The 22,334-nt window shown below is 63.1% G+C and carries 23 protein-coding genes; 16 read left to right on the top strand and 7 right to left on the bottom strand.

Features of this window, described 5'->3' with window-relative positions; all coding sequences use genetic code 11:
* Nucleotides 1-108: 108 nt before the first annotated feature.
* The 6 genes from ABSY17_RS13770 to ABSY17_RS13745 all read right to left on the bottom strand — a co-directional run bounded on the left by ABSY17_RS13770 (nt 109) and on the right by ABSY17_RS13745 (nt 5,889).
* Nucleotides 109-1,332: a TadE/TadG family type IV pilus assembly protein gene (locus ABSY17_RS13770; RefSeq protein ID WP_378951610.1), complete on the bottom strand. Its 1,224-nt coding sequence runs from the start codon at nt 1,330-1,332 to the stop codon at nt 109-111.
* Between the two features lie 123 nt (nt 1,333-1,455).
* Nucleotides 1,456-1,965: a prepilin peptidase gene (locus tag ABSY17_RS13765; protein WP_378951607.1), complete on the bottom strand. Its 510-nt coding sequence runs from the start codon at nt 1,963-1,965 to the stop codon at nt 1,456-1,458.
* 1 nt (nt 1,966) lies between these two features.
* Entirely contained in the window at nt 1,967-2,509 is a 543-nt protein-coding gene (locus ABSY17_RS13760; RefSeq protein WP_378951604.1) for a hypothetical protein, read from the bottom strand.
* Nucleotides 2,510-2,558: 49 nt separating this feature from the next.
* A complete protein-coding gene (locus tag ABSY17_RS13755) occupies nt 2,559-3,515 on the bottom strand; it encodes a type II secretion system F family protein (protein WP_378951601.1) in 957 nt (318 codons plus the stop codon).
* Between the two features lie 11 nt (nt 3,516-3,526).
* On the bottom strand, nt 3,527-4,498 hold the full coding sequence (locus tag ABSY17_RS13750) for a type II secretion system F family protein (RefSeq protein WP_378951598.1): 972 nt from the start codon (nt 4,496-4,498) through the stop codon (nt 3,527-3,529).
* The gene (locus ABSY17_RS13745; protein WP_378951595.1) at nt 4,498-5,889 is read right to left on the bottom strand and encodes a CpaF family protein; all 1,392 of its coding nucleotides are present in this window, start codon (nt 5,887-5,889) and stop codon (nt 4,498-4,500) included. The genes ABSY17_RS13750 and ABSY17_RS13745 overlap by 1 nt, the downstream gene beginning before the upstream one ends.
* Before the next feature lie 678 nt (nt 5,890-6,567).
* On the opposite strand from ABSY17_RS13745, the gene ABSY17_RS13740 reads away from it, so the two are divergent.
* From ABSY17_RS13740 to ABSY17_RS13695, 10 genes are all read left to right on the top strand, one after another.
* Nucleotides 6,568-6,765, top strand: a complete 198-nt coding sequence (locus ABSY17_RS13740; protein WP_378951592.1) for a Flp family type IVb pilin — start codon at nt 6,568-6,570, stop codon at nt 6,763-6,765.
* Nucleotides 6,766-6,807: 42 nt separating this feature from the next.
* Nucleotides 6,808-7,884: a Flp pilus assembly protein CpaB gene (cpaB, locus tag ABSY17_RS13735; protein ID WP_378951589.1), complete on the top strand. Its 1,077-nt coding sequence runs from the start codon at nt 6,808-6,810 to the stop codon at nt 7,882-7,884.
* A gap of 82 nt (nt 7,885-7,966) precedes the next feature.
* Complete coding sequence (locus tag ABSY17_RS13730) at nt 7,967-9,418, top strand: type II and III secretion system protein family protein (protein ID WP_378951586.1); 1,452 nt, start codon at nt 7,967-7,969, stop codon at nt 9,416-9,418.
* Nucleotides 9,405-9,698: a hypothetical protein gene (locus ABSY17_RS13725; protein ID WP_378951583.1), complete on the top strand. Its 294-nt coding sequence runs from the start codon at nt 9,405-9,407 to the stop codon at nt 9,696-9,698. The genes ABSY17_RS13730 and ABSY17_RS13725 overlap by 14 nt, the downstream gene beginning before the upstream one ends.
* Before the next feature lie 73 nt (nt 9,699-9,771).
* Nucleotides 9,772-11,253, top strand: a complete 1,482-nt coding sequence (locus tag ABSY17_RS13720; protein WP_378951580.1) for a TadE/TadG family type IV pilus assembly protein — start codon at nt 9,772-9,774, stop codon at nt 11,251-11,253.
* Nucleotides 11,254-11,258: 5 nt separating this feature from the next.
* The gene (locus ABSY17_RS13715; RefSeq protein ID WP_378951577.1) at nt 11,259-11,786 is read left to right on the top strand and encodes a TadE/TadG family type IV pilus assembly protein; all 528 of its coding nucleotides are present in this window, start codon (nt 11,259-11,261) and stop codon (nt 11,784-11,786) included.
* Nucleotides 11,787-11,788: 2 nt separating this feature from the next.
* Nucleotides 11,789-12,412 carry a TadE/TadG family type IV pilus assembly protein gene (locus ABSY17_RS13710; protein ID WP_378951574.1) on the top strand — a complete coding sequence of 208 codons (624 nt, stop codon included), beginning with the start codon at nt 11,789-11,791 and terminating at the stop codon, nt 12,410-12,412.
* On the top strand, nt 12,409-13,569 hold the full coding sequence (locus tag ABSY17_RS13705; protein WP_378951571.1) for a CpaE family protein: 1,161 nt from the start codon (nt 12,409-12,411) through the stop codon (nt 13,567-13,569). Before ABSY17_RS13710 ends, ABSY17_RS13705 begins: the two co-directional genes overlap by 4 nt.
* Before the next feature lie 58 nt (nt 13,570-13,627).
* Nucleotides 13,628-14,140, top strand: coding sequence for a L,D-transpeptidase (locus ABSY17_RS13700; protein ID WP_378952661.1), 513 nt, complete (start codon nt 13,628-13,630; stop codon nt 14,138-14,140).
* 2 nt (nt 14,141-14,142) lie between these two features.
* Entirely contained in the window at nt 14,143-14,706 is a 564-nt protein-coding gene (locus tag ABSY17_RS13695) for a hypothetical protein (RefSeq protein WP_378951568.1), read from the top strand.
* Between the two features lie 21 nt (nt 14,707-14,727).
* Here ABSY17_RS13695 and ABSY17_RS13690 read toward each other — a convergent pair whose 3' ends face one another.
* A complete protein-coding gene (locus ABSY17_RS13690) occupies nt 14,728-15,267 on the bottom strand; it encodes a hypothetical protein (RefSeq protein WP_378951565.1) in 540 nt (179 codons plus the stop codon).
* Between the two features lie 343 nt (nt 15,268-15,610).
* Between ABSY17_RS13690 and ABSY17_RS13685 the strand changes: the two genes are divergently transcribed.
* The 6 genes from ABSY17_RS13685 (at nt 15,611) to ABSY17_RS13660 (ending at nt 22,313) form a co-directional block, all read left to right on the top strand.
* Nucleotides 15,611-16,651, top strand: coding sequence for a PotD/PotF family extracellular solute-binding protein (locus ABSY17_RS13685; RefSeq protein WP_378951562.1), 1,041 nt, complete (start codon nt 15,611-15,613; stop codon nt 16,649-16,651).
* Between the two features lie 199 nt (nt 16,652-16,850).
* Nucleotides 16,851-17,675: an ABC transporter permease gene (locus ABSY17_RS13680; protein WP_378952658.1), complete on the top strand. Its 825-nt coding sequence runs from the start codon at nt 16,851-16,853 to the stop codon at nt 17,673-17,675.
* Entirely contained in the window at nt 17,672-18,463 is a 792-nt protein-coding gene (locus tag ABSY17_RS13675; protein WP_378951560.1) for an ABC transporter permease, read from the top strand. Before ABSY17_RS13680 ends, ABSY17_RS13675 begins: the two co-directional genes overlap by 4 nt.
* Nucleotides 18,464-18,469: 6 nt before the next feature.
* Nucleotides 18,470-19,531, top strand: a complete 1,062-nt coding sequence (locus tag ABSY17_RS13670) for an ABC transporter ATP-binding protein (protein WP_378951557.1) — start codon at nt 18,470-18,472, stop codon at nt 19,529-19,531.
* A 14-nt stretch (nt 19,532-19,545) separates the two neighbouring features.
* The gene (locus ABSY17_RS13665; RefSeq protein WP_378951554.1) at nt 19,546-20,868 is read left to right on the top strand and encodes an amidohydrolase family protein; all 1,323 of its coding nucleotides are present in this window, start codon (nt 19,546-19,548) and stop codon (nt 20,866-20,868) included.
* Between the two features lie 35 nt (nt 20,869-20,903).
* The gene (locus ABSY17_RS13660) at nt 20,904-22,313 is read left to right on the top strand and encodes a M20/M25/M40 family metallo-hydrolase (protein ID WP_378951551.1); all 1,410 of its coding nucleotides are present in this window, start codon (nt 20,904-20,906) and stop codon (nt 22,311-22,313) included.
* The last annotated feature ends 21 nt before the right edge of the window (nt 22,314-22,334 follow it).

Raw genomic sequence — 22,334 nt, 5'->3', positions numbered from 1 at the left:
GTACAGATTTCGAATCAAGCCCGCTTCAGATTAGGAAACGGCGAAAAGCACGCCAGCTATTGAGAGTTGCAGGCTGAACGACAATATTCAGCCTCCCGCCCTGCTCCATCACCGGACCAGCGAGATGATGCGGCCGGCATACAGCTTCCTGCCGCCAAGCTCGGCGTCGCAGTCCGAGGCAACCGACGAATTGCCGGTCATCTCGATCGTCTTGCCGACTACGCGAATGCACTGGCCAGCGCCCGTCATGACCGAATTGCCGGCATAGAAGACATGTGCGCCAGGGGCATAGATGAAGCCAGTTACGTTCGAGCCAGAGCCGCCGTTGATCTTGACCTCGTTGGTATTGGCCTTCTCCTGGTAGATCGTGATACCGGCATAAGGCCCACTGGTCGGCGGCGTAAGGTTGATCACCGCGTTACCATTCGAGGTGACCTTCGCCCCCTCCATCAGGAAAATCGTGACACCGGTTCCGGTGAAATTGCCGCCGTTGAGCTTGAGCTCGCCGCCACGCAGGATGTAGGTCCCTGGCTCGAGCGTCGTGTCCCCTGAAATGCTTTTGTTGCAATAGGTGCCGGGAGACAGAGTGACGGTCTTGCCACCCGGGATGCTCTTGCAGCCGGTGAAGGCGGGCGGGACGACATTCGCCAGCGGGTCGATGGAAGCATACTGGCGTTCGCGCGCCGCGCCGCATTTGAGTTTGGTGCTGGAACCGGTCAGTCCGGAGGTGCCCCCGACCGTGTTCACGCATTCGGCGGTCACCTTGGCCGAGCCGCCGCGCGAGATCGAGTCGCTTGCGTCGGAATTGGCTGCGATGACGCAGCCTTTAAGCTCCACCTCGGTCGAGCCCTGCAGCTTGACGGCGCTCGAGGCATGTGGATCGAGCGCCAGCAGACAGGCCGGCGCGCCCGGCGCCACCTGCACCACCGATCGGCGTGCGGTGCGCCACGTGATCGCGCCGCCGATCATGCCCTGCTGTTCGATTGTCGACTTGACTTCAATATGGCTGTTTTCGCCCGATGACGTCGCCGATGCGGCGAAATCGGCAACCTGATCATTGTAGATGAGATCGGAGGCCTGCGGGCGGTCGTACAGGAGGTTGGCATCGAAGAAGTCCCGGCCAAGCTTGGTCAATTCCTCCTTGGTCATGCCTGAATAGTATTTCGTGCCAATCGCCAGCCCGGCCGTATCAAGCGAATTCTGCAGCTTCTCGCCCTTGTTGTTGATGCTGACGAAGTCGATAGCCCCAGCAACACCCGCCATGATCGGCACCATGGCCAACGCGGTGATGACTGCGAAATTTCCGCCTTCCGACTTGAAAAACTTCCGCATCGCCTGTCCCCTATCAGGAAACCGTTCCTCATCAGGAATTTGCAGCAGATTAGAGCACGCTGACATTCAGGAAGCGTTGCGCAAATGGCTAAAATGATAGAGACCTTAAAAAGCGTATGCTTCTCAGAAGCTTGCGAGCTTCGCAGCAACTTGCAGCACAATAGTCAGGAACAGTGCCGCTGCGATCGGCACGCCGAAGGGGACGACGCGCTGCCGGTCGAGATGCTCGACATACGCGCGGAAGGCCGGCGACGGCAGCAGCATCGGGTTCTTCACCACCGCGGCCGTGAGCAGGGCGAACACCAGCAGCGCAAGTGCGAAGACCAGCAGGTCGTTGCCGCCGGCGACCAGCGGGGCCACGGCCATCAGCTTGACGTCGCCGGCGCCGACCCTGCGCAGCAGCCAGAACGGAAAAAGCAAGAGAAACAGCACCGCCCCGGCCACCGCGCTGAGGGTGAGGTTCCACCAGGAGTTTTCGGCAAGCGCAGCGAGAAGCAGCGAGGCGGCGCCTAGGCAAAGCAGCAGCAGCACATTGCTGTTGGCGATCCTCTGGGTGGTGAAGTCACCCCAGGCGATGCGCACGAGCAGCGGCAGCGCCAGCAGCTTCATCACCATTGCGGCGAACACCAGCATCTCAGCGCTCGATGTTCTTGTAGCTGGAGGACAGCAGCTCGAGGTTGTTCTTGACCGTCGGGTCGTTCGGCGCGATGTCATAGGCCTTCAGGAAACTCGCCCTCGCCTCCTGAAGATTGCCGCGCAACAGCTGCGAGTAGCCGTAGTTGTTCTGATATTCGAGCGTCGGCCCGAGCAGCCGCAACGCGTGCTTGTAGGCCTTGTCGGACAGGTCGAAGCGGTGGATGCGGTCGCTGGATGCGGCAAGGCCGAGCCAGGCGACGCCGTCGTTGGGCGCCAGTTGCACCGCCTTGTAGAACATCGCGCCAGCGTTGCCGTAGTTCGCCGAGCGGAACTGGTTCTTGGCCTCGGCCATGGCCTGGTCAGAGGCGTAGAAGTCGACGTTTGCAATGGTCTGAAGCCCCTTGAAGGTGTCGCCGAAGGCGGTGAACTCCGTGGGCGTGGGCTCGTTGCTACGGATCGTGCCGTCGGTCTCGCTGGTCTGGCAAGCGGCAAGTGATCCTGCGAGGCACAGGGCGAAGGCAATGCGCATAAGCCTGGTCATTCACACGTCTCCCGGCACCCCTCGTGCCAATTCCGTTGCCGCTGCCGGCTCAGAAGAAAACGCCCTTCATGCGAATGATGATCGGCAGCATGATGATCATCAGGACGGTCGGGAAGATGCACAGCCCCAGCGGGATCACCATCTTCACGGGTAAGGCGTTAGCGCGCTCCTCGGCGCGCAGGATGCGCTGCGAACGCATCTCGTCGCTGTAGACCCTGAGCGCCTCGGTCAGGCTGGTGCCGAGTTCCTCCGACTGGCGGAACAGCACGGCGAGCGAGCGCGCCTCGTCGAGCCCCATGCGGTCGGAGAGGTCACGCAGCGCCTCGCGCAGCGGTTTGCCGGCGCGCATCTGCAGGTTCATGATCGAAAGCTGGATGCCGAGCCATTTGTGAGTTCCGGCGAGCTCGCCACTGACCCGCTCGACCGCCGCCTCGAGGCTCATGCCGGCATCGGCGCAGGTGATCATCATGTCCATGAAGTCGGGGAAGCCGCGCCGGTAGCGCTGCTGCTGCGCCTTCTCAAAACGGTCGAGCGCAATGCTGGGAATGACCATGCAGGCAAGGCCGAAGACGGCCGCTCCGGCAAAGGCCACGAAGCCCGGCAAATGCTGCGGCAGGATGGCCGACAGGCCGAGATAGGCGGCAAGGAAGCCGACCAGCACGAAGCCGATGCGGCAGAGCGTGTAGATGAGCGGCGCGCTGGCCTGGTGGAAGCCGGCGCGGAAGAGCTTCGCCTCGAGCGCGTCGGGCTGGCCGCGCTCGCGCTCGGCGGCCTTGAAATAGGCGTCGACCGGGCGCTGCGCCGAGATCTTGGTGATCTGGTCCTGCGCCGCCAGCGAGCGCCTGCTGTCTATGCCGTCGGAAAGCAGGCTTTGCGTCACCATGCGGCGGGTCTGCATCACCGGCATGATGACCAGGGCGGCGAACAGGAACAGCGAGGCGGCGGCGAGGAACACCGCTGTCGAAAGCAGCAGCCCTGAGTCCTGGAAGGAAGCCAGAAAGTCCATCGCCCGCCTCCCTAGAAGTCGAAATTGACCATGCGATACATGATGTAGTCACCAAGCAGAGCCCAGGCGCCGAAGATTGTGAACACAGGCATGATCAGCGGGTTGCCCCAGATCGCGCCGTAGTAGCTCGGCGAGACCAGCAGCAGGATTCCGAACATCACCAGAGGGAACAGCGAGATCATCCATGCCGACACCCGGCCCTCGGCCGAAAGCGCGCGGATCTTGAGGCGCAGCTTCTGGCGTTCGCGCAGCACGCTCGACAAATTGCCGAGGATCTCGGTCAAATTGCCGCCGGTTCTTGCCTGGATCGACAGCGACACCGAAAGCAGGTGCAGCCCCTCGAAGCCGACGCGCTGCGACAGTTTCTTCACCGCCTGTTCGAGGCTCAGGCCGAAGGTGATTTCGTCGGCGACGATGCCGAATTCAGTGCCGATGGGGTCGGGCATCTCGCGCGCCACCATGGCGATGGCGACGGTGGTGGGATGCCCCGCCCGTAGCGAACGCACGATCATGTCGAGCGCATCGGGCAATTGCCTGGCGAATTTGGCGACACGCTTGTTGCGGGCGCGGCGCAGCACCAGCAGCGGCAGGCCGAAGCCGACCACCAGCAGGGCGAGAGCGCCGACCCACAGGTGGGCGGCAAACAGCACGACCAGCACCAGCGCCACCACGACGCCCGCCAGAAGGAAGGTCGTGGCAAAGGCAATCGGGCTGCCGGTGACGCCGGACTGGGTGTAGAGCCGGTTGAGCGCCACCAGGCCATAGGCAAAGTCGCCGCTGTCGGTCAGGCCGCGTTCGCGCAGCAGGCTGCGCAGGGCCTGCTCGGCCGGTGCATCCTCGCCCAGGCGCTTGAGGCGGCGATTGATCGCTCCGGCCTTGGCGCGGCGCGCGGCGAATGACAGATAGAGCGACTCGGCGGCGAGGATGGCGGACGCGGCGGCCAGCACATAGACGATGTAGAGAAGGGTCTGTCCGGTCAGCATCAGAGCGCCACCTGCGGGTTGAAGGCGTCCTTGGCGAAGTGGTGGCCGAGCACCGCCGCCTCCTGGGCAAAGCGCGGGCGGATGCCGGTGGCGCGGAACTCGCCGACGATCTTGCCGTCCTCGCCCACGTCACGACGGACGAAGTGGTAAATCTCCTGGAGCTGGATGACGCTGCCTTCCATGCCGGTGATCTCCGATATCGAGATGACCCGGCGGCCGCCGTCGGCCAGGCGCTGGGTCTGGACGATGATGTCGATGGCCGAGGCGATCTGGGCGCGGATCGACTCGATCGTCATGGGCATGCCGGCCATGCCGACCATCTGCTCGAGCCTGGACAGCGCATCGCGCGGCGTATTGGCGTGGATGGTCGTCATCGAGCCTTCATGGCCGGTGTTCATCGCCTGCAGCATGTCGAAGGCTTCCTCGCCGCGCACCTCGCCGACGATGATGCGGTCGGGGCGCATGCGCAGCGCATTCTTGACCAACTCGCGCTGGCGCACCTCGCCCTTGCCCTCGATATTGGGCGGCCGGGTTTCGAGCCGGCCGACATGCGGCTGCTGCAACTGCAGTTCGGCCGCGTCCTCGATGGTCAGCAGCCGCTCTCGGTGCGAGATGTAGCTCGACAGCGCGTTGAGCAGCGTGGTCTTGCCGCTGCCGGTGCCGCCCGACACCAAAATCGACTTGCGCGCCTGCACGGCAATGCGCAGCAGGTCGATCATCGGCTGCCGGATCGAGTTGAACTCGACCAGCCGCTCCAGCGAATAGGGTTTCTTGGAGAATTTGCGGATCGACACCAGCGGCCCGTCGACGGTGATCGGCCGGACCGCGACGTTGACGCGCGAGCCGTCCTCGAGGCGGGCGTCGACCATCGGATAGGATTCGTCGACGCGGCGGCCGATGGCCGAGACGATCTTGTTGATGATGCGCATCAGATGCGCCTCGTCGCGGAAGCGGATCGGCGTCTCCTCGAGCACGCCGCGCCGCTCGATGAAGACGCGCCGGTGCGTGTTGATCAGGATGTCGGCGATGGAATCGTCCTTGAGCAGCGGTTCGATCGGCCCGAGCCCCAGCATCTCGTCGGCGGTGTCGCTGGTCAGCTGGTCGAGCTCGCGCGCATTGAGCGGCACGGCGCGGCTGCGCACGAATTCGCGCACCAGCGGCAGGATCTCGTGCAGGATCTCGTCTTTGGAGGCGGTTTCGAGCGTCGCCAGATTGAAGCGTTCGATCAAATGACGATGGATGTCGACTTTCAGCGCCAGCATCGCGTCGGCCTGGGAGACGACGGCTTCCTCAGTGCCGGGCGCGGCAACGACCTCGGCCGGTTGCGCCTGAGGAACCGCGGAAGTGCCCACGAGTTTCGGCCTGGATGTACCGGTAAAGCGGCCCAGCATGATCTGCCCCACTCCCCCTTTTGCGAGGCCCTGCCCGCTGGCAGCTCGCCTGCACCTGCGTTCCTGCGGATGCGGAGGAGATCGCGCGGATGCCGCCGCGCCCCGTGGCGCCGAAGCCGTACAGCTTCAGATCCGATGCCCCGGGGCCTGCACCCTGCCCCTCGGCCTATCCCCCACCCCATCCATTAGCAACCCGTAAACTATTTGCTAACCAAGGGTTGCGCAAGCGTGTAAAGCGAGCTGGATGATCATTACTTGATTATAGTTAAAAATAGTCAACGCATATCAACTACAAATTCCAACAATGACATACTTCCGGCAGGCCGTGGAAATGGTCGCGTTCCATGTGCGGATTTATGAAATGACAAAAACAGAGAAATTTCATCATCTTAAAATAACATATAACTGCTTATGCGAACTAGCTAATTTAGCATTAATTGGATTGCCGGCAAGGTCGTATGGTTAACGCTCGAATAAACGCTGGGTAATCATGGGTTTGTGCGAATGGCAATGCGGCAATTTTGCGTCAAAACAAGTAGTAATTGGTTAAGGTTTCGTTAAATCGTTTGACAGCTTAAATAAGCTCCTTCTAATCTTGGCGTCGACGGGGGATGCTTGGGTATGGATTTCATCTCTTGCTCGGCTCGTCGGGTTGCAACTCAATGGGGAGAAATTGCCATGAAGAAGTTCATGACGATGGCCCGGCAGTTCCGCGACGATGAAGACGGCGCTGCCATGGTCGAATACTCGATACTGATCGGGCTCATTACAGCTGCCACGATCGCCATCATCGTAGGCGTGGGCTTCTACGTCACCGATGCGTGGAACACACTGTGCGACAATCTTGGCACCACCTGCACGTCCAATAAGGGCTAAGCGCGATCCGGGCCCAGGCTCGCAGCCTGGGCCCAGTTCGCAATGAAAGCACTAGTCGCGTGGGGCGATGGCAACGCTGGCAAGGGGCGGATTACATTGCGCGCAAACTCCATTGTCATGATCGTTCTGGCCGGCATCTTCGGCGTCCTCGCCGTCGTGCTGGCGAACATGTGGCTCGCCAACCAGCGCAGCCAGATGGCCCACGCCGACGAAGCGCCCAAGGCGACAATCGTCGTTGCCGCCGTGGGGCTGAAATTCGGCGACCCCGTCACCACTGACAAGATGCGTGTCATTCCCTGGCCGGCGGGTGCCATTCCGGCCGGCGCCTTCAAGACGGTCGAGGAAGTGCTTGCCAAGGAAGGCAACCGCCAGGCGCTGCAGGCGATCGGCGCCAACGAACCCATTCTGGCCAGCAAGATCACCGGCCCCGGCCAGCGCGCGACGCTGTCGGCGGTGCTGGCCGACGGCATGAAGGCCGTTTCCATTCGCGTCAACGACGTGCTCGGCGTTGCCGGCTTCGTCTTTCCCGGCGACCGCGTCGACATATTGTTGACCCGCACGGTGCGCAACACCGACGGCACCGACCAGAGTTTTGTCGACGTGCTGTTGCAGAGCATCAAGGTGCTTGCTGTCGACCAGGTGGCCGACGAAAGCAGCGAGAACCCGACCGTGGTCAAGGCGGTGACATTAGAGGTTTCGACCAAGGACGCCCAGAAGCTGACGCTCGCCGCAGGTGCCGGCCAGCTGTCGCTGGCGCTGCGCCAGGTCGCGGCCAACGAGGGCGAATCCACCGCGCGCGTCACCCTTTCCGATCTCACCGGCGATACGCCCGACGACGTCGCCGCCCGGCAGGCCGAACTCGACCGCCAGGCCGCGCTCGACGCCGAACGCCAGCGCAACGATGCCCAGTTCGACGGCCTGCGCAAGGCGGTCGAAAAGGTTGACAGCCGCCTCGACGAACTCGGCAAGGCCAAGCCCGTCGCAACGCCCGCCCAGGAGGCCAAGGAAATCGTCAAGGAAGTGATCAGGTACGTGCAGCCCGAACCGCCGGCCTTTGCCACCATCGGCGTGTTCCGCGGCACCGAGCGGGCGACCTACGACGTGCCCCGCGCCAAGTGAGGCGAAAAGCGCCTCGCCGCGACACTGCAAGCCGAAACGACAAGTGCGTAGCCAGAGTGTAGTACCAGGGGGAGCGAGTTTGATGGGGGGATTTCGGGGAGCTTTGCTGGCGGTAGCGGTGGCGGTTGCTGCGCCGTCGGCCTTGACTGCGACCGTGGCTGCCGCGGCAGACCGCAGCATCGACGTGTCCAGCCCGCGCGTGCACCGCATCTTCCTGCCGACCTCGCAGTCGGTGACCATCCAGGTCAACAGGAACCTCGGCGACATGGTCGTTGCCGACACCAAGATCGCCGACGCCCAGCCGATGACCGACCGGACGCTTTATGTCATCGGCAAGGGCCCCGGCACGACCTCGATCAATCTTTTTTCGGAAGACCGCCGCTCGCTCGGCGTCATCGAGGTCGAGGTCGGCGTCGACGTCGACGACATGGCCGCGGCCATCCGCCAGGTGGCGCCGCGCTCGCGTGTCACCATCGGCTCGGTCAATGGCCGCGTCAGGCTTGGCGGCCGCGTCAAGGACGGCGCGCAGCTCGCCGCGATCCTCCAGGTCGCGCAGCAATACGGCCCCGACGCGATCATCAACGCCATCGAGGTCGAGGATAGCCAGCAGGTCAACCTAGAGGTGCGGGTGCTGGAAGTGTCGCGCAACGCCGGCCGCGAGATCGGCGTCAGCTTCGCTGCCGGAGAGAAGGGAACCAAGGCACCCGGCGTGCCGGGCCCGATCGGCGAGCAGTCCTTCAAAGGACTTGTCGGCATGGCCGGCACCTTCGCCACCGGCAATGCGCCCTTCGCGACACTGATTGCCCGGGTGATCGACGCCGGCGTCAATGTCGACATGATGATCCGGGCGCTGGAGGACAAGCGCATGGCCCGCCGCCTCGCCGAACCGAACCTCACAGCCCTTTCGGGCGAGGAGGCGAGCTTTCTGGCCGGCGGCGAGGTGCCGATCCCGGTGGCGCAGGACAGTGGCCAGACCAGCATCGAATTCAAGGAGTTCGGCGTCAAGCTGCGCTTCATCCCGATCGTGCTGGAGAACGGCAAGATCAACCTGCGGCTCAACCCGGAGGTCAGCGAGGTCGATCCGACGGTGACGATCCGCGCCAACGGCCTCGACATCCCCTCCTTCAATACCCGCCGGGCCTCGACCGTGGTCGAGCTGCGCGACGGCCAGAGCTTTGCCATCGCCGGCCTGCTGCAGTCGCACAACAGGAAGATCCAGGCTCAGGTGCCGTGGCTTGGCCAGGTGCCGATCCTCGGCGCGCTGTTCCGCTCGTCGAGCTACATCAAGAACGAGACCGACCTCGTCATCATCGTCACCCCGCGGCTGGTGCGTCCGACCAAGCCCGGCCAGCCGCTGGCGACCCCGCTCGACAAGACGCGGCCGACCAACGACCCGGAATTCTTCCTGATGGGGCAACTCGAGATCACCAAGGACATGGTCCGCGCCTACGAAACCGGCAAGGGCGTGACCGGTCCCTACGGCCACATGCTCGACGTCAATTCCAAGGATCAGCTGGTCTATGTCAAGAAATAGCGCCCTGCCCCTCATTGCGATCGCCGGGCTGCTCTGTGGCTGCGCCGACTATCTCAACCGCTACGACACGGTGACGCTCGCCGCCGGCGACGCGCAGAAGCACAACATGCTGCTGCAGACGGCCGATCCGTTCAACCCGGCGGCCCAGGACAACCACATTCCGACCAGCGGCGCGCGCACCGCCTTCGTGATGCGCCGCCTGCTGCTGCCGCCGACCGTGCCCGCCCCGTCGGAAGGCGCGGGCGACGCCGGCCCCGGCCCCGGCGACGGCGGCTCATGAGGCAAGGATGCGGCGACAGGCGGCACCGGACGTACGAGGCGGCCGGCGCGGAGAGCAAGAGGAGGATTTCGCCATGCTGCGGACGCTCCGCGCATTCTGGCACGACCAGCGAGGGGTAGCCCTCATCCTCGTCAGCATCATGCTGCCGGCGATCATCGGCTTTTCGCTGCTCGTCATCGACATGAGCCGCGCCAACAATTTGCACAACGACCTGCAGAAGGCGGCGGATGCCTTTGCGCTGGCGGCGGCGGCGGAGCTGGATGGCTCCGCCGGCGCTTGGGCCCGCGCCGAGCGCGCCATGGACAAGCTGGTCAAGAACCGGAGCTATTTCTCCACTGCTGATGTGCCGACTCTAACGGCGGGACAACCGGGCGGCTCGTTGAACGCCAATAGCGCGGGCAACATCAGTTGGAAGTTCCTCAAGACATTGCCGCAGAATGACAGCTCGGCTGTCACCAGCACACAATACGCGGACGCGGACAAGGCAAAGGGCGAGAAGGAAAGCGCCTATATCCAAGTGACGGTCACGCCGACCGGCTTTCGTTCGCTTTTCCCGGCATCGTTTCTGACCGGCAACGCCGCCGACAATGCATTCAACGTCGGCGCGAAGGCCGTCGCCGGCTTCCGGTCAAGCGTCTGCGACTACACGCCGGTCTTCATGTGCAATCCCTATGAAAACACCAGCATCACCGGTGGCGTCACCCTAGAACAGGCGGCACAGTCACAGCAATACCGGCGCCGCCAGATCATCTTGCGCGGCGACGGTTCCTACGCGCCCGGCAACTTCGCATTCCTGAGCGCCCCCGACGGCAACGGCGCCAAAGCCCTGGAGAACATGCTGGCGAGTTCCAAGCCGCTGGCCTGCTATTCGCGCAACGGCGTCGACACCGAACCCGGCCAGAATGCCGGGCCGGTCAAGAACGGGTTGAATACGCGCTTCGGCATCAACACAGGCTATACTGGCGCCGACTACGGCCCGGCGGTCAACGTCCGAAAGGGCGCCAAGAATGGCAATCAATGCGTCAAGGACAACAAGGTCCAATACGAGACCGACGTGAGCAAGGGCGTCGGCCTGGAACGCGACAGCTGCCATATCGCCGGCAACTGCACGATGATGGGCGGCCGTATGGGTGCGGGCGACTGGAACAGTTCGCGCTACTGGACGGTCAACCACCCCAGTCGCGGGGCGCTGCCGACGGAACTGGTCGGGGCGACCCGCTACGAGATGTACCGCTACGAGATCGACAAGAACATCTATCAGGATAAGGCCGTCGGCGGCGAGACCGGAATTCCAGCCTGCGGCACGCCGGTGACCAAGGTCGACAGGCGCATCCTCTATGGCGCGATCCTCGACTGCATCGCGCTCCAGGCATCCGGCGTCAAGTTCAACGGCCGATCCACGGGGCTGCCCGTCCGCGCCTTCGGCAGCTTCTTCCTCACCGAGCCGATCAAGGACGGCAAGAACATCTATGTCGAACTGGTCGACATCACCGGCAAGGGCGGCCGCGGCACGCTCGACAACTTCCTGCGCGACGAAGCGCAACTTTATCGGTGATCGCCATGCTCGATGCGCTCAAACGCTTGAGAGATAGCTTCGGCCAAGACCAGCGCGGCGCGGTGCTGGTCGAGATGACGCTCGTAGCACCTTTGATGATCATACTGTCGGCCGGCGTTTTCGAGTTCGGCAACATCATGCACCAGAAGCTCTTGATGCAGGCCGGCGTCAACGACGCCGCGCGCTTCGCCGCTCGCTGCAACAGCCAGATGTATACCGAGTATGGCCTGCCGGCGATCAACTGCGCCGATATGGCCAAGAACATCGCGGTATTCGGGAACCCTGCTGGCTCCGGTAGCCCAAGGGTCGCAGACTGGGAAACATCTGATGTCACAGTGGCGATCGCAAGCCCTGCCGACTGCCACGACGCAGTCGTCGGCGGCGTCACCCAATATCGCTCGGTGACCCCGCAGGTATGCATCGCCAAGGTGACCAACGCCAAGGTCTATGCCGACCTCGGCATGCTCAGCGTCATCGGCATCGGATCGATCACACTGAACGGCACCCACGAAGAACGATTGATACGGTTCTGATCATGCTGAAGCGGTTTGCAACGGCGGAAAGTGGTGCGGCGATGGTGGAAATGACCATCGTCATGACGCTGCTGTTGGCGCTTACCCTCGGCTTCGTCGATTTCGGCTATGCCTTCTATCAGTGGAACGCCGCCAACAAGGCGGTACAGGTAGGTGCAAGGCTGGCCTCGATCTCCGATCCGGTGGCAAAGGGCCTGCTGACGGCCGCGCCCACTGCCACTCCCGGCGCGCCTGTCACTGCCGGTGCCTATGGGCCTTTCGTTTGCACTTCGGCCGGCGGCGTATCATGCCCAAGCTACGACTCCACCAATTTCAGCCGGATATTCCGTGGCGATACGGCAGTCACCGCCAATGACGCGTGCCCCCCACCGACGGGCACGCAGAGGCCGGGCATGTGCCATTTCTTCCCGGCCCTCAAGCGCGAGAACGTCGTGATCACCTACGCCGCCACAGGGCTCGGGTTCCAGACACGGCTAAGCGGACCCGTTCCCACGATCACCGTCAGCCTGCAAAACGTCAACTTCCGCTTCTTCTTCCTGAGCGGACTGATGGGGTTCACCGACATCGCCATGCCCTCCATGCTGAGCACGGTGACGGGCGAAGACCTGAAGAGCACAGCGCCATGAACGCCATCGATTCAAAAGTCCTGCCGACCCGTCGCAAGCAGATCGCGCTGTTTTCGGCAGATGCTCAGTTCCGGCGCGAAATTGCCACGCGGCTCGAAGCGCTGGCGATCTACGATGTCCAGATCGCCGAACCGGCTGCTTATCTGAAGGGTGTCGGTGGCGCGCGGCCCGGCATCATCATCCTCGACCTCGATCAGGGCGAAATGCTCGACAGTCCCGGCCTGTTCGAGGCGCGGGCCGCCTGGCCGTCGGTGCCGCTGATTGCCATTTCCAGCGAGTTGCAGCCTGAGCGGATGCGCAAGCTTGTGCGCCTCAACGCCTCCGACTGGCTGCGCAAGCCGCTCGACGGCAAGGATCTGATCAATGCCGTGACCTTCCACGACAGCGGCAGCCAGTCCAACCGCAGCCGCATCACTACCTTTATCAGCGCCAGCGGCGGCGCCGGTGCGACCACGCTGGCACTCGCGGCCGCCGAGCAGCTCGCCGCCAGGTCGCCCGAGCGCGCTACCGCAACCTGTCTGGTCGACCTCGATTTCCAGAGCGCCAATTGCGGCGCCTATCTCAACCTGTTCAACCAGTTCGATCTCGCCGGGATCGTCGCCCAGCCGGAACGGCTCGACGTCGAACTGCTCGACGTCATCAAGCTGTCGCGTCCCAGCGGCCTGACCATCTATTCCTTCGAGCGGCCCGACCTGCCCTTCGATGGCCATGGCGCCGATTTTGTCTTGAAGCTGCTCGATCTTGCGGCCTACCGCTTCGACGACATCGTCATCGACCTGCCCAATCTCGAGACGCCCTGGCAAGCATCGGTGCTGTCGACCAGCGACGAGATCTTCATCGTCTTCGAGTTGAACCTCGCCTCGCTGCGGCAGGCCAAGCGGCTCTACGGCAAGATCCGCGAGCTCCGCGGCAATGGCGCCAGCATCACGCTGGTCGCCAACAAGCAGAAGCGCAGGTGGTTCGGCAACCACTTCTCCCGCAAGGAGCTGGAGAAGGTGTTCAAGGCGCCCAACATCCGATCGGTCAGCCTCGACGACAAGTTGCTCACCGAGGCGCTCAACCGCGCGATCCTGCCTTCCGAAGTCGATGCACGCGCCCGCTTCAACAAGGAACTGAAGTCAATGTTCCGCGACAGGCTCGAAGCCGATGCACGCTAGGCCCTGCTTTGAAGCCATCCTGATACGCCTTGGATTTGCCTTGCTTATCGTTGCCGGGATGATGCAAATCCCGGCACATGAGGCCATCGCAGGCGGCCGACCGCCTCTGCCAGCGATGGGGCCGAGTCTGCGCAGTTTCGTTGCCTTCGCAACCAGGGAGACGGCGGGAACCATCGTGATCCGCAAGCAGGAGAAGGCGCTTTACCTGATCACCTCCGCCGACCAGGCGCTGCGCTACCAGATCAGCGTAGGCCGCGACGGCTTTGGCTGGACCGGAACCGTGAAGGTCGGCGCCAAGAAGGAATGGCCCGAATGGCGCCCGCCGGCCGAAATGCGTGGGCGCCAGGCGGGGTTGCCGGAATTCGTTCCCGCAGGCCCATACAACCCACTTGGGGCACGGGCGCTCTATCTCCATGAGGAAGGCCGAGACACTCTCTACCGCATCCATGGCACCAATGACCCCAAGGGCGTCGGTTTCGACGGCACCTCGGGGTGCTTCCGGCTGACCAATACCGACGTCGTCGATCTGTTCAAACGCGTGCCGGTCGGCACGAAGGTGGTTGTCGAATGACTATGATCATCGATCCCAGCGTCATCGCCATCGGCGCAACCGACGGTATTCTCGACCATCAGGCAAGCCGGCCGCGCTACATTGCTCTCGCCGTGGCCGGAGCCATCGGAATGACCGCGCTCAACATTGGGGCGGTGGTTTATCTTTACCGCGGCATCTCCGAGCTACGGGCCACTGAGCTCAAGCTTGGCCAGCTTTCCAAGTTCGAAGCCCACATCATTGACAAGATGGAGCTGGTCAACACTGGCGTGCACAGCCGCTTTGAGAAGCTCGACGGCGATCTGCAGGGAAAGTTCAGCGATGTCCGCGAACGGCTGGACAAAATCGAGCGCGAAGGCATGCCCCGCCAGATCGAAACGGGCATGCTGCCGCCGACCGAGGATGCGCCGGTGGATTTCGCCCCCCTGCCGCCCACGCTCGAGGACATGCCGCAGGCCATGGAGGCTGTGAACGGTCCCGTTGCGTCGCCGAGGCCGACACCGCGGGCATCCCTGCCAGCGCCCAGCTCATCCTATCAGCGGCTCGAGTCCGCCGACGGCAAGGTCTACTATCGCAAGGTCAAGTGACCGGCCAACGGTGCCGGCAAATCAGAAGCCGCGCTCTACGGCTACGAGTGCCAGGGACAGATCACGGCCGCGACGCCGAGCCTGGCTCAGATAGGCGTGGTGGCAGGACGCGCAAGCTAGAATGCCTGCCAGCAGCACGGCCCCGCTCAGCCCGTTGAGTTCGATCCCGGCCGGCATCCGAAACCCTTGGAGCATGCCAATGTCACCGAACGCGCTTGCACTCATCGACGGCTGCCCGGCCAGCAACATCGTGCCGAAGGCGAGCAAGGCAGCGTGATTGACGAGGAAAGGAACGGCGAAGGACCTGCTGCGCAGGCAGGCCCATCTCACGACGATGACCGCCGCGACGATGCCCGCCATTTGCAAGGGGACGTATGTCCCGAAGAAATAGTCGACCTCGACCCAGAACATCCCCGACACCTGCCGTAGCGCGAGCCAAGCGCGCCACAATTCTGGGCTGCCTGGATACCAGGCCAGCATGGCGGTAGTGATCCGCTCCAGCATGAGGAGGAGCATGACGATTGCAGGAAAAGCAGCGGCAAGTATCGGCCTGTTGCGCATCGTTCCTCTCCCTGGGTGGGACGACGAGCAAGCTAGGCCTACTTGGTTAAGTTGAACTTAATATGCGGCAGAGCTCAGATAGCGGCATCATTGGCTTCTGCCGGCCTCGCGGATACGAGGATTAGCAGTCGTTCGAACAGCAGCGGGCCGTCAGTTCGGATTCAGGTGCGGCTACTGAGAGCCTGACGCCGCAAAGAGCGTGCCTGCAAACCATGCAACGACAATCAATAATGATGTGCGCTGCACAACATTTGGAGTTGCACCTCAGCGGCCGTGAAAATAGGCTCGCGCGTCCCTTCAGCGCGCCTGTTGGCGGCAGGGCGTCAAACAACAGAGGCTTTCCATGACACGACTTCACTCCCTTCTCGCGGCAGGCGTAGCCTGTCTGGCGACGTCCCTCGTCGCCGCGCCGGCAATGGCTCAGGCCAAGACGCTGACCATCTCGTGGTGGGGCTTCAACGGCGACAAGCTGGAAGAGTACATCATCAAGCCGTTCAAGGAAAAATGCGGCTGCGAAATCGTGTTCGAGACCGGCAACAACGCCGACCGCCTCAACAAGATCAAGATCCGCAACGGCGAAGGTGTCGACGTTGCCTATTTCACCGACGCCTATTCGCAGATCGGCATCAAGGAAGGTCTCTTCCAGGCGATCGACAAGTCCAAGGTACCGAACCTTGAAGGTCTCTATGATCTTGCCAAGGCGCCGCAGGGCGAATTCGGCCCGGCCTACACGATCGGCCGCGTCGGCGTCATCTACGATACCGCCAAGGTCAAGTCCCCAGTCACCTCGTGGAACGACCTTTGGAAGGAAGATTTCAAGAGCGCGCTGTCGCTGCCGGGCATCACCACCACCGCCGGCCCGATGGCCGTCATGATCGCCGGCGCGCATGCTGGCGTCGATCCCTTTGCCGATGCCGACGGTGCCTTCAAGGCGATCGAGGCGCTGAAGCCCAACGTCGTCAAGAACTACAACACCGGCTCCGAGCTGGTGAACCTGTTCTCGACCGGCGAGATCACTGCCGCCGTCGCCCAGGACTTCACCCTTGCCCAGATCCAGGCTGCCGTTCCGACCGCTGCCTGGGCCGATCTTTCCGATGGCGCGATTGCCACGCTCAACACCATCAACATCCCCAAGGGTGCGGCCAACGTCGATCTGGCGCACGAGTTCATCAACTTCGTGCTGTCGAAGGAAGTGCAGCAGAAGACCGCCGAGAACGGCGTCGATGCACCGGTCGTCAAGGCAGTTGAGCTGACGCCCGAGCAGGCCAAGATGTGGACCTACGGTGCGGATATGATCGCCTCGCTCAAGCAGGTCGATTACGAGAAGCTCAACACGGCCAAGACCGACTGGGTCGACCGCTGGAACGAAGTCTTCGGCATGTAAGATGACAGACGCGAGGAAGGGCGCCTGCCCTTTCTCGCTTTCCTGTGTATTTAGAGCCACAAACAGCGTCTTTTGGCTGTTTTACCAGCCTTTGCGGCATTCTGCGTCTTTCCCCACCAGACAATGAAGGCTAGCTAGCCCCACGCGCTGCCTCCGAACGCGACGCGGCTCGATGAACTGGAAGAGATCGGACCTCATGCTGAAACGCTTTGCCGGATGGTGGCTCGCCGGGCCCGCTACGCTGGCCGTTCTGGTATTTCTCGTACTGCCGGTGGCCGCAACCATCGCCACGACATTTGCCGAGCCAAACGGCCTTTTCGCCCCTTACGTCGCCTTCTTCGGCAGCGGCTTCCGCCGCACCGTGCTGTGGCGCACGATCGAGATTTCGCTCGCCACCACCGCCATCTCGCTGGTCGTCGGCTTTCTCACCGCCTATGTGGTTTCGAAGTCACCTGGCAAGCTCAAGAGCCTGCTGATCATCGCTGCCGTCTTCCCGCTGCTGACAGGGGTGGTCGTGCGCTCCTTCGCCTGGCTGATCATCCTCGGCAAGAATGGCATCCTCAACAATTTCCTTGTCGGCATCGGCCTGACCTCCGAGCCGCTGGCAATGCTCTACACGCAAGGCTCGGTCATCGTCGCGATGGTCTATCTGTTCGTGCCGCTCATGATCCTGACGCTGGTCGGCGTGCTGGAAAACATTCCAGACGACGTCGTGCAGGCATCCGCCTCGCTCGGCGCTACGCCCGCCGGCACCTTCCGCCAGGTGATCCTGCCGCTCGCCGTGCCCGGCCTGATCGTCGGCGCGGTGCTGGTTTTCACGGGCTCGTTCACCGCCTATGCCACGCCGCAATTGCTTGGCGGCGAGCGCCAGATGGTGATGGGCACCTTGATGTACCAGCGCGCCATGGTCTCGTTCGACTGGGTCGGCGCCTCGACAATCGCAGCAATCATGGTGGTGATCACTGTCGCCGTCGTTCTTGCCATGAGCCGCGTTGCGCGGCGTCTCAACCCGATGGCGACATGATGACCAGCCGTATCAATCCCCTGCTGATCCTGTTTACCGTCCTGGTCTACATCTTCCTGATGGGGCCGTTGATCATCGTGCTCGGCGCCTCGGTCAGCGACACCACCTATCTGACCTTCCCGCCGCAAGGCCTGACGTTGCGCTGGTTTGAAAACATCTTCGCGATCAGTGCGTTCAAACGCACCATCGTCACCTCGCTGCAGCTTGCTTTCCTGGCGACGGGACTGGCGCTGCTGATCGGCATTCCGGCGGCCTATGCGCTCAACCGCTACCGCATCAAGCTGCCGTCGTGGCTTTCGACCGTTTTCGTGCTGCCGATCCTGGTGCCGGAAATCGTGCTTGGCTTCTCGCTATTGAAGTCGGTCGCCGTCGGTCTGCAGACGCCGATATTTCTCACGCTGCTCGTAGGTCACATGCTGCTGGTGCTGCCCTATTGCGTCCGCGTTGTCTCGGCGAGCCTTGCCTCGTTCGACTTCTCGATCGAAGAGGCCGCCGTCAGCCTTGGCAGCCCACCGGTGAAAACCTTCTTCACCATCGTATTGCCCAATGTCCGCTCAGGCGTGATCGCAGCCTTCATCCTGGCCTTCATCACCTCGATCAACGACGTGTCGACGTCGCTGTTCTTGACCGGACCCGGCATCTCGACCTTGCCGATCCAGATCCTCGCCCATGTCGAGCAGTTCTTCGACCCGACCATCGCCTCGGTGTCGGTGCTGCTCATGCTGCTCACCGTCGCCGTGATGGCCATCGTCGAGCGCACGCTCGGCCTCACCTTCCTTGCGAAGTAGAACCTTATGACCCAGGCACTATCAGTACAAAACCTCACTGCTCACTACGGCGCCACCAAGGTGCTGGAGGACCTGTCGTTGTCCGTCGGCGCCGGCGAGTTGGTGTCGCTGCTCGGCGCTTCCGGTTGCGGCAAGACGACGACGCTGCGTCTCATCGCCGGCTTCCTTGAGCCGACTTCGGGCAGCATCCGGCTGGGCGACAAGGACCTGACGCGGCTGCCCGCCTACAAGCGCGACATCGGCCTGGTGTTCCAGAACTACGCGCTGTTTCCGCATCTGTCAGTGCTCGACAATGTTGGTTTTGGGCTCAAGCAGCGCGGTGTGGCAGCACCTGAGCGCGAAAAGCGCGCCAAGGCAATGCTCGAGCGCGTCGGCCTTTCGCAGCTCGCCGACCGGCTGCCCGGGGCGCTGTCGGGCGGTCAGAAGCAGCGTGTCGCGCTAGCCCGTGCGCTGGTTATCGAGCCGCCGCTTTTGATGTTCGATGAGCCGCTGTCCAACCTGGACGCCAAGCTGCGTGTTGATATGCGCGTCGAGATACGCCAGCTGCAGCGCGCCAACGGCACGACCTCGGTCTATGTCACTCACGACCAGGAAGAGGCGTTCTCGATCTCCGATCGCGTGGCGATCATGAATGCCGGCCGCATCATGCAGTTCGACACACCCGAAACGCTGTACCAGCGCCCGGCCAACGCGTTCGTCGCGCGCTTCGTCGGCTTCGAGAATCTGGTTCCGATGAAGGTTTCCGCGCGCGACGGCGCAACTGTCACCGCGACGACATCGGACGGTTCGCAGCTCAAGCTGTCGCAGGATCGTTTCGGTTCCATCCCCGATGCATTCGTTCTGGCGGCGCGCGCCGACGGGCTTGCCGTGTCTACAGACGCCAAGGCCGAGGGTATCCCGGCGACGCTCGGACTCAGGACCTATCTCGGCCGCGCCTACCAGTACCAGAGCGATACGGCGGCCGGCATGCTGATCGCCAACGGCGCGCTGTCGAGCCCGCTCGAGCCGGGCAGCACGGCAAAGCTGGTGCCGGTGCCCGACCAGTGCTGCGTACTCAAGCCGGAATGAACTGAGGACTGCCGATGTCCATCCTCATCACCAACGCTACCATCCTGCCCTGCACGGCGGAGATGCCGGTCATCGACAGCGGCTACGTGCACGTCGAGGGCGACACGATCAAGGCGCTTGGGGCAGGCCCAGCGCCTGAAATCGTTGGTGCGGAAATCATCGATGCCGGCGGCGATCTGGTCATGCCGGGCATGGTCAACCCGCATTGCCACATGGCAATGACGTTGTTCCGCGGCCTGGGGGAAGACGTCGACGACCGGCTGTTCCGCTACATGCTGCCGCTGGAGCGGAAATTCATGCGTCCGGAGCCGGTGCGGGCCGGTACCGCGCTCGCAGCCCTAGAGATGATCGAGGGCGGCGTCACCACGGTCGCCGACATGTACTATTTCGAGACCGAGGTCGGCCGTGTGGCCGATGCCGCCGGCATGCGCGGCGTCATCGGCCAGACCATCGCCAATTTCGATCCGCCCGACCACAAGAGCTTTGACGAAGGCTTCGCCCTCACCGAGCAATTGGTTGCCGAGTTTGCCGCCCATGACCGGATCATTCCGTCGATCGCGCCGCACGCGCCCTATTCGACCGGCATGGAAACGCTGGCGCGCATCGCCCGCTGGGCAGACGACCATCCCAATGTGCCGGTGCAGTTGCACCTCGCCGAGACCGACGACGAACTGCGGTGGGCGGCGACCAGCCATGGCATGCGGCCGGTGGAAGTGGTCGAAAAGGCCGGCCTGTTGCGCGAGCGCTTGATCTGCGCCCACTGCCTGCATGTCGACGAGGCCGACATCGAGCGCATGGCCAATGCCCGGGTCGGCGTCGCGCACAACGCCCGCTCCAACGGCAAGGCTGGACGCGGCATCGCCCCCGTCGAGGCGATGCGCAAGGCGGGCATTCCCGTGGGCATCTCGACCGATGGCGCGATGAGCGGCAATACGCTCGACCTGTTTTCGCAGTTCGGACCAGTCTCGATGTTCCAGAAACTGCTCGGCCGCAGCCGCAAGCCGATGCCGGCCGTCGAGGTTGTCCGTATGGCGACTATCGAGGGCGCAAAGGTGCTCGGGCTCGACGCCAAGGTCGGCTCGCTCGAGCCGGGCAAAAAGGCCGATCTTATCCGCGTCGAGCTCACGTCACCGCGCCAGCAGCCGATCTACGACATCTATTCGACGCTGGTCTTCGCCACCATGCCGACCGACGTGCGCGACGTGATGGTGGCCGGCCAATGGCTGATGCGCGGTCGTGAGGTGCTCAGCCTCGAACGCAAGAAGGTCTTGCGCGATGCGCTGCAGGTTGCCCAGAGCTTCAAGGCCGAGATGGCGCGCATTGATGCCGCTGGCTGAGGCCGGGATTTTCGAACCACATTAGGACTACGCGAGTGAACAGAAACGAATCCGCAGCACACCTCGACCAGGTGCTCGCCAATGTCGACGCCAATCTCGATGCCAGCCTTCAGCGGTTGTTCGACCTGATCCGCATTCCCTCGGTGTCGACTGATCCGGCTCATGCCGCCGATTGCCGCCGCGCCGCTGACTGGCTGTCGAAAGAGCTCACAGCACTCGGCTTCGACGCCTCGGTGCGCCCGACCGAGCGCCATCCGATGGTTGTCGGCCATGACCGTTCAGGCGATGGCCCGCATGTGCTGTTCTACGGCCACTACGACGTCCAGCCGGTCGATCCGCTGGCGCTGTGGCACTCCGATCCGTTCGAGCCCAAGCTCGTGCCTCAGCCCGACGGCGACACCCATATCGTCGCGCGCGGCGCTTCCGACGATAAAGGCCAGTTGCTGACCTTCGTCGAGGCCTGTCGCGCCTGGAAGGCGGTCACTGGCAGCCTGCCGATCCAGGTTTCCGTGCTGTTCGAGGGCGAAGAAGAGATTTCGAGCCCGAGTCTGGCGCCCTTCCTCGAAAAGACCGGCGCCGAGCTCAAGGCCGATGTCGTGCTGGTCTGCGACACCGACATGTGGGACGCCGAGACGCCTGCTGTCACCACCATGTTGCGTGGCGTGTTGAAGGAAGAGATCGAGATTTCCTGCGCCGATCGCGACTTGCATTCGGGCATCTACGGCAATGCCGCGCGCAACCCGTTGCAGTTGATGTCGGACATACTTGCGAGCCTGCGCACGCCCGATGGCGGCGTGGCTGTCGAAGGTTTTTATGACGGCGTGCAGGAACTCCCCGAGGTGGTGAAGGCGCAATGGCAGCGGTTGCCATTCGACGAAAAGGGCTTCTTGGGCAATATCGGGCTCAGCCTGCCGGCCGGCGAAGCGGGTCGCTCGGTACTCGAACAGGTCTGGGCGCGGCCGAGCTGCGAGATCCACGGCGTCATCGGTGGCTACAACGACGAAGGATTCAAGACCGTGATTCCGGCCATAGCCAGGGCAAAACTGTCGTTCCGGCTGGTCGCCGGCCAGGACCCTGAAAAGATCCGTGCTGCGTTCCGCACTCACGTTCGAGCGCGCGTTCCGGCAGATTGCTCGGTCGAATTCTTCGACCATGGCGCGAGTGCCGCAACCGTCATGCCGATCGATGGCGCGTTCCTGCAGAAGGCGCTCAGTGCGCTGACCGAGGAATGGCAGCGCGAAGCGGCGGTCGCCGGCACCGGCGGATCGATCCCGATTCTCAGCGCCTTCAAAGACAAGCTCGACATGGATTCGCTGCTCGTAGGCTTCGCCCGTTTCGACAACCGCATCCACAGCCCGAACGAGAAATACGACCTCAGCAGTTTCCGGAAGGGCATCCGTTCGTGGGCGCGGATCCTGGCGGCTTTTGCCGAAGAGGCGCACTGAACGAGGCGGTTTCGGCTGGGT

This window comes from Mesorhizobium sp. ANAO-SY3R2 (genome assembly GCF_042466635.1).
Lineage (GTDB): Bacteria > Pseudomonadota > Alphaproteobacteria > Rhizobiales > Rhizobiaceae > Aminobacter.
Note: the sequence above shows the minus strand (reverse complement) of the source record. Positions and strands in the feature narration are given on the sequence as shown.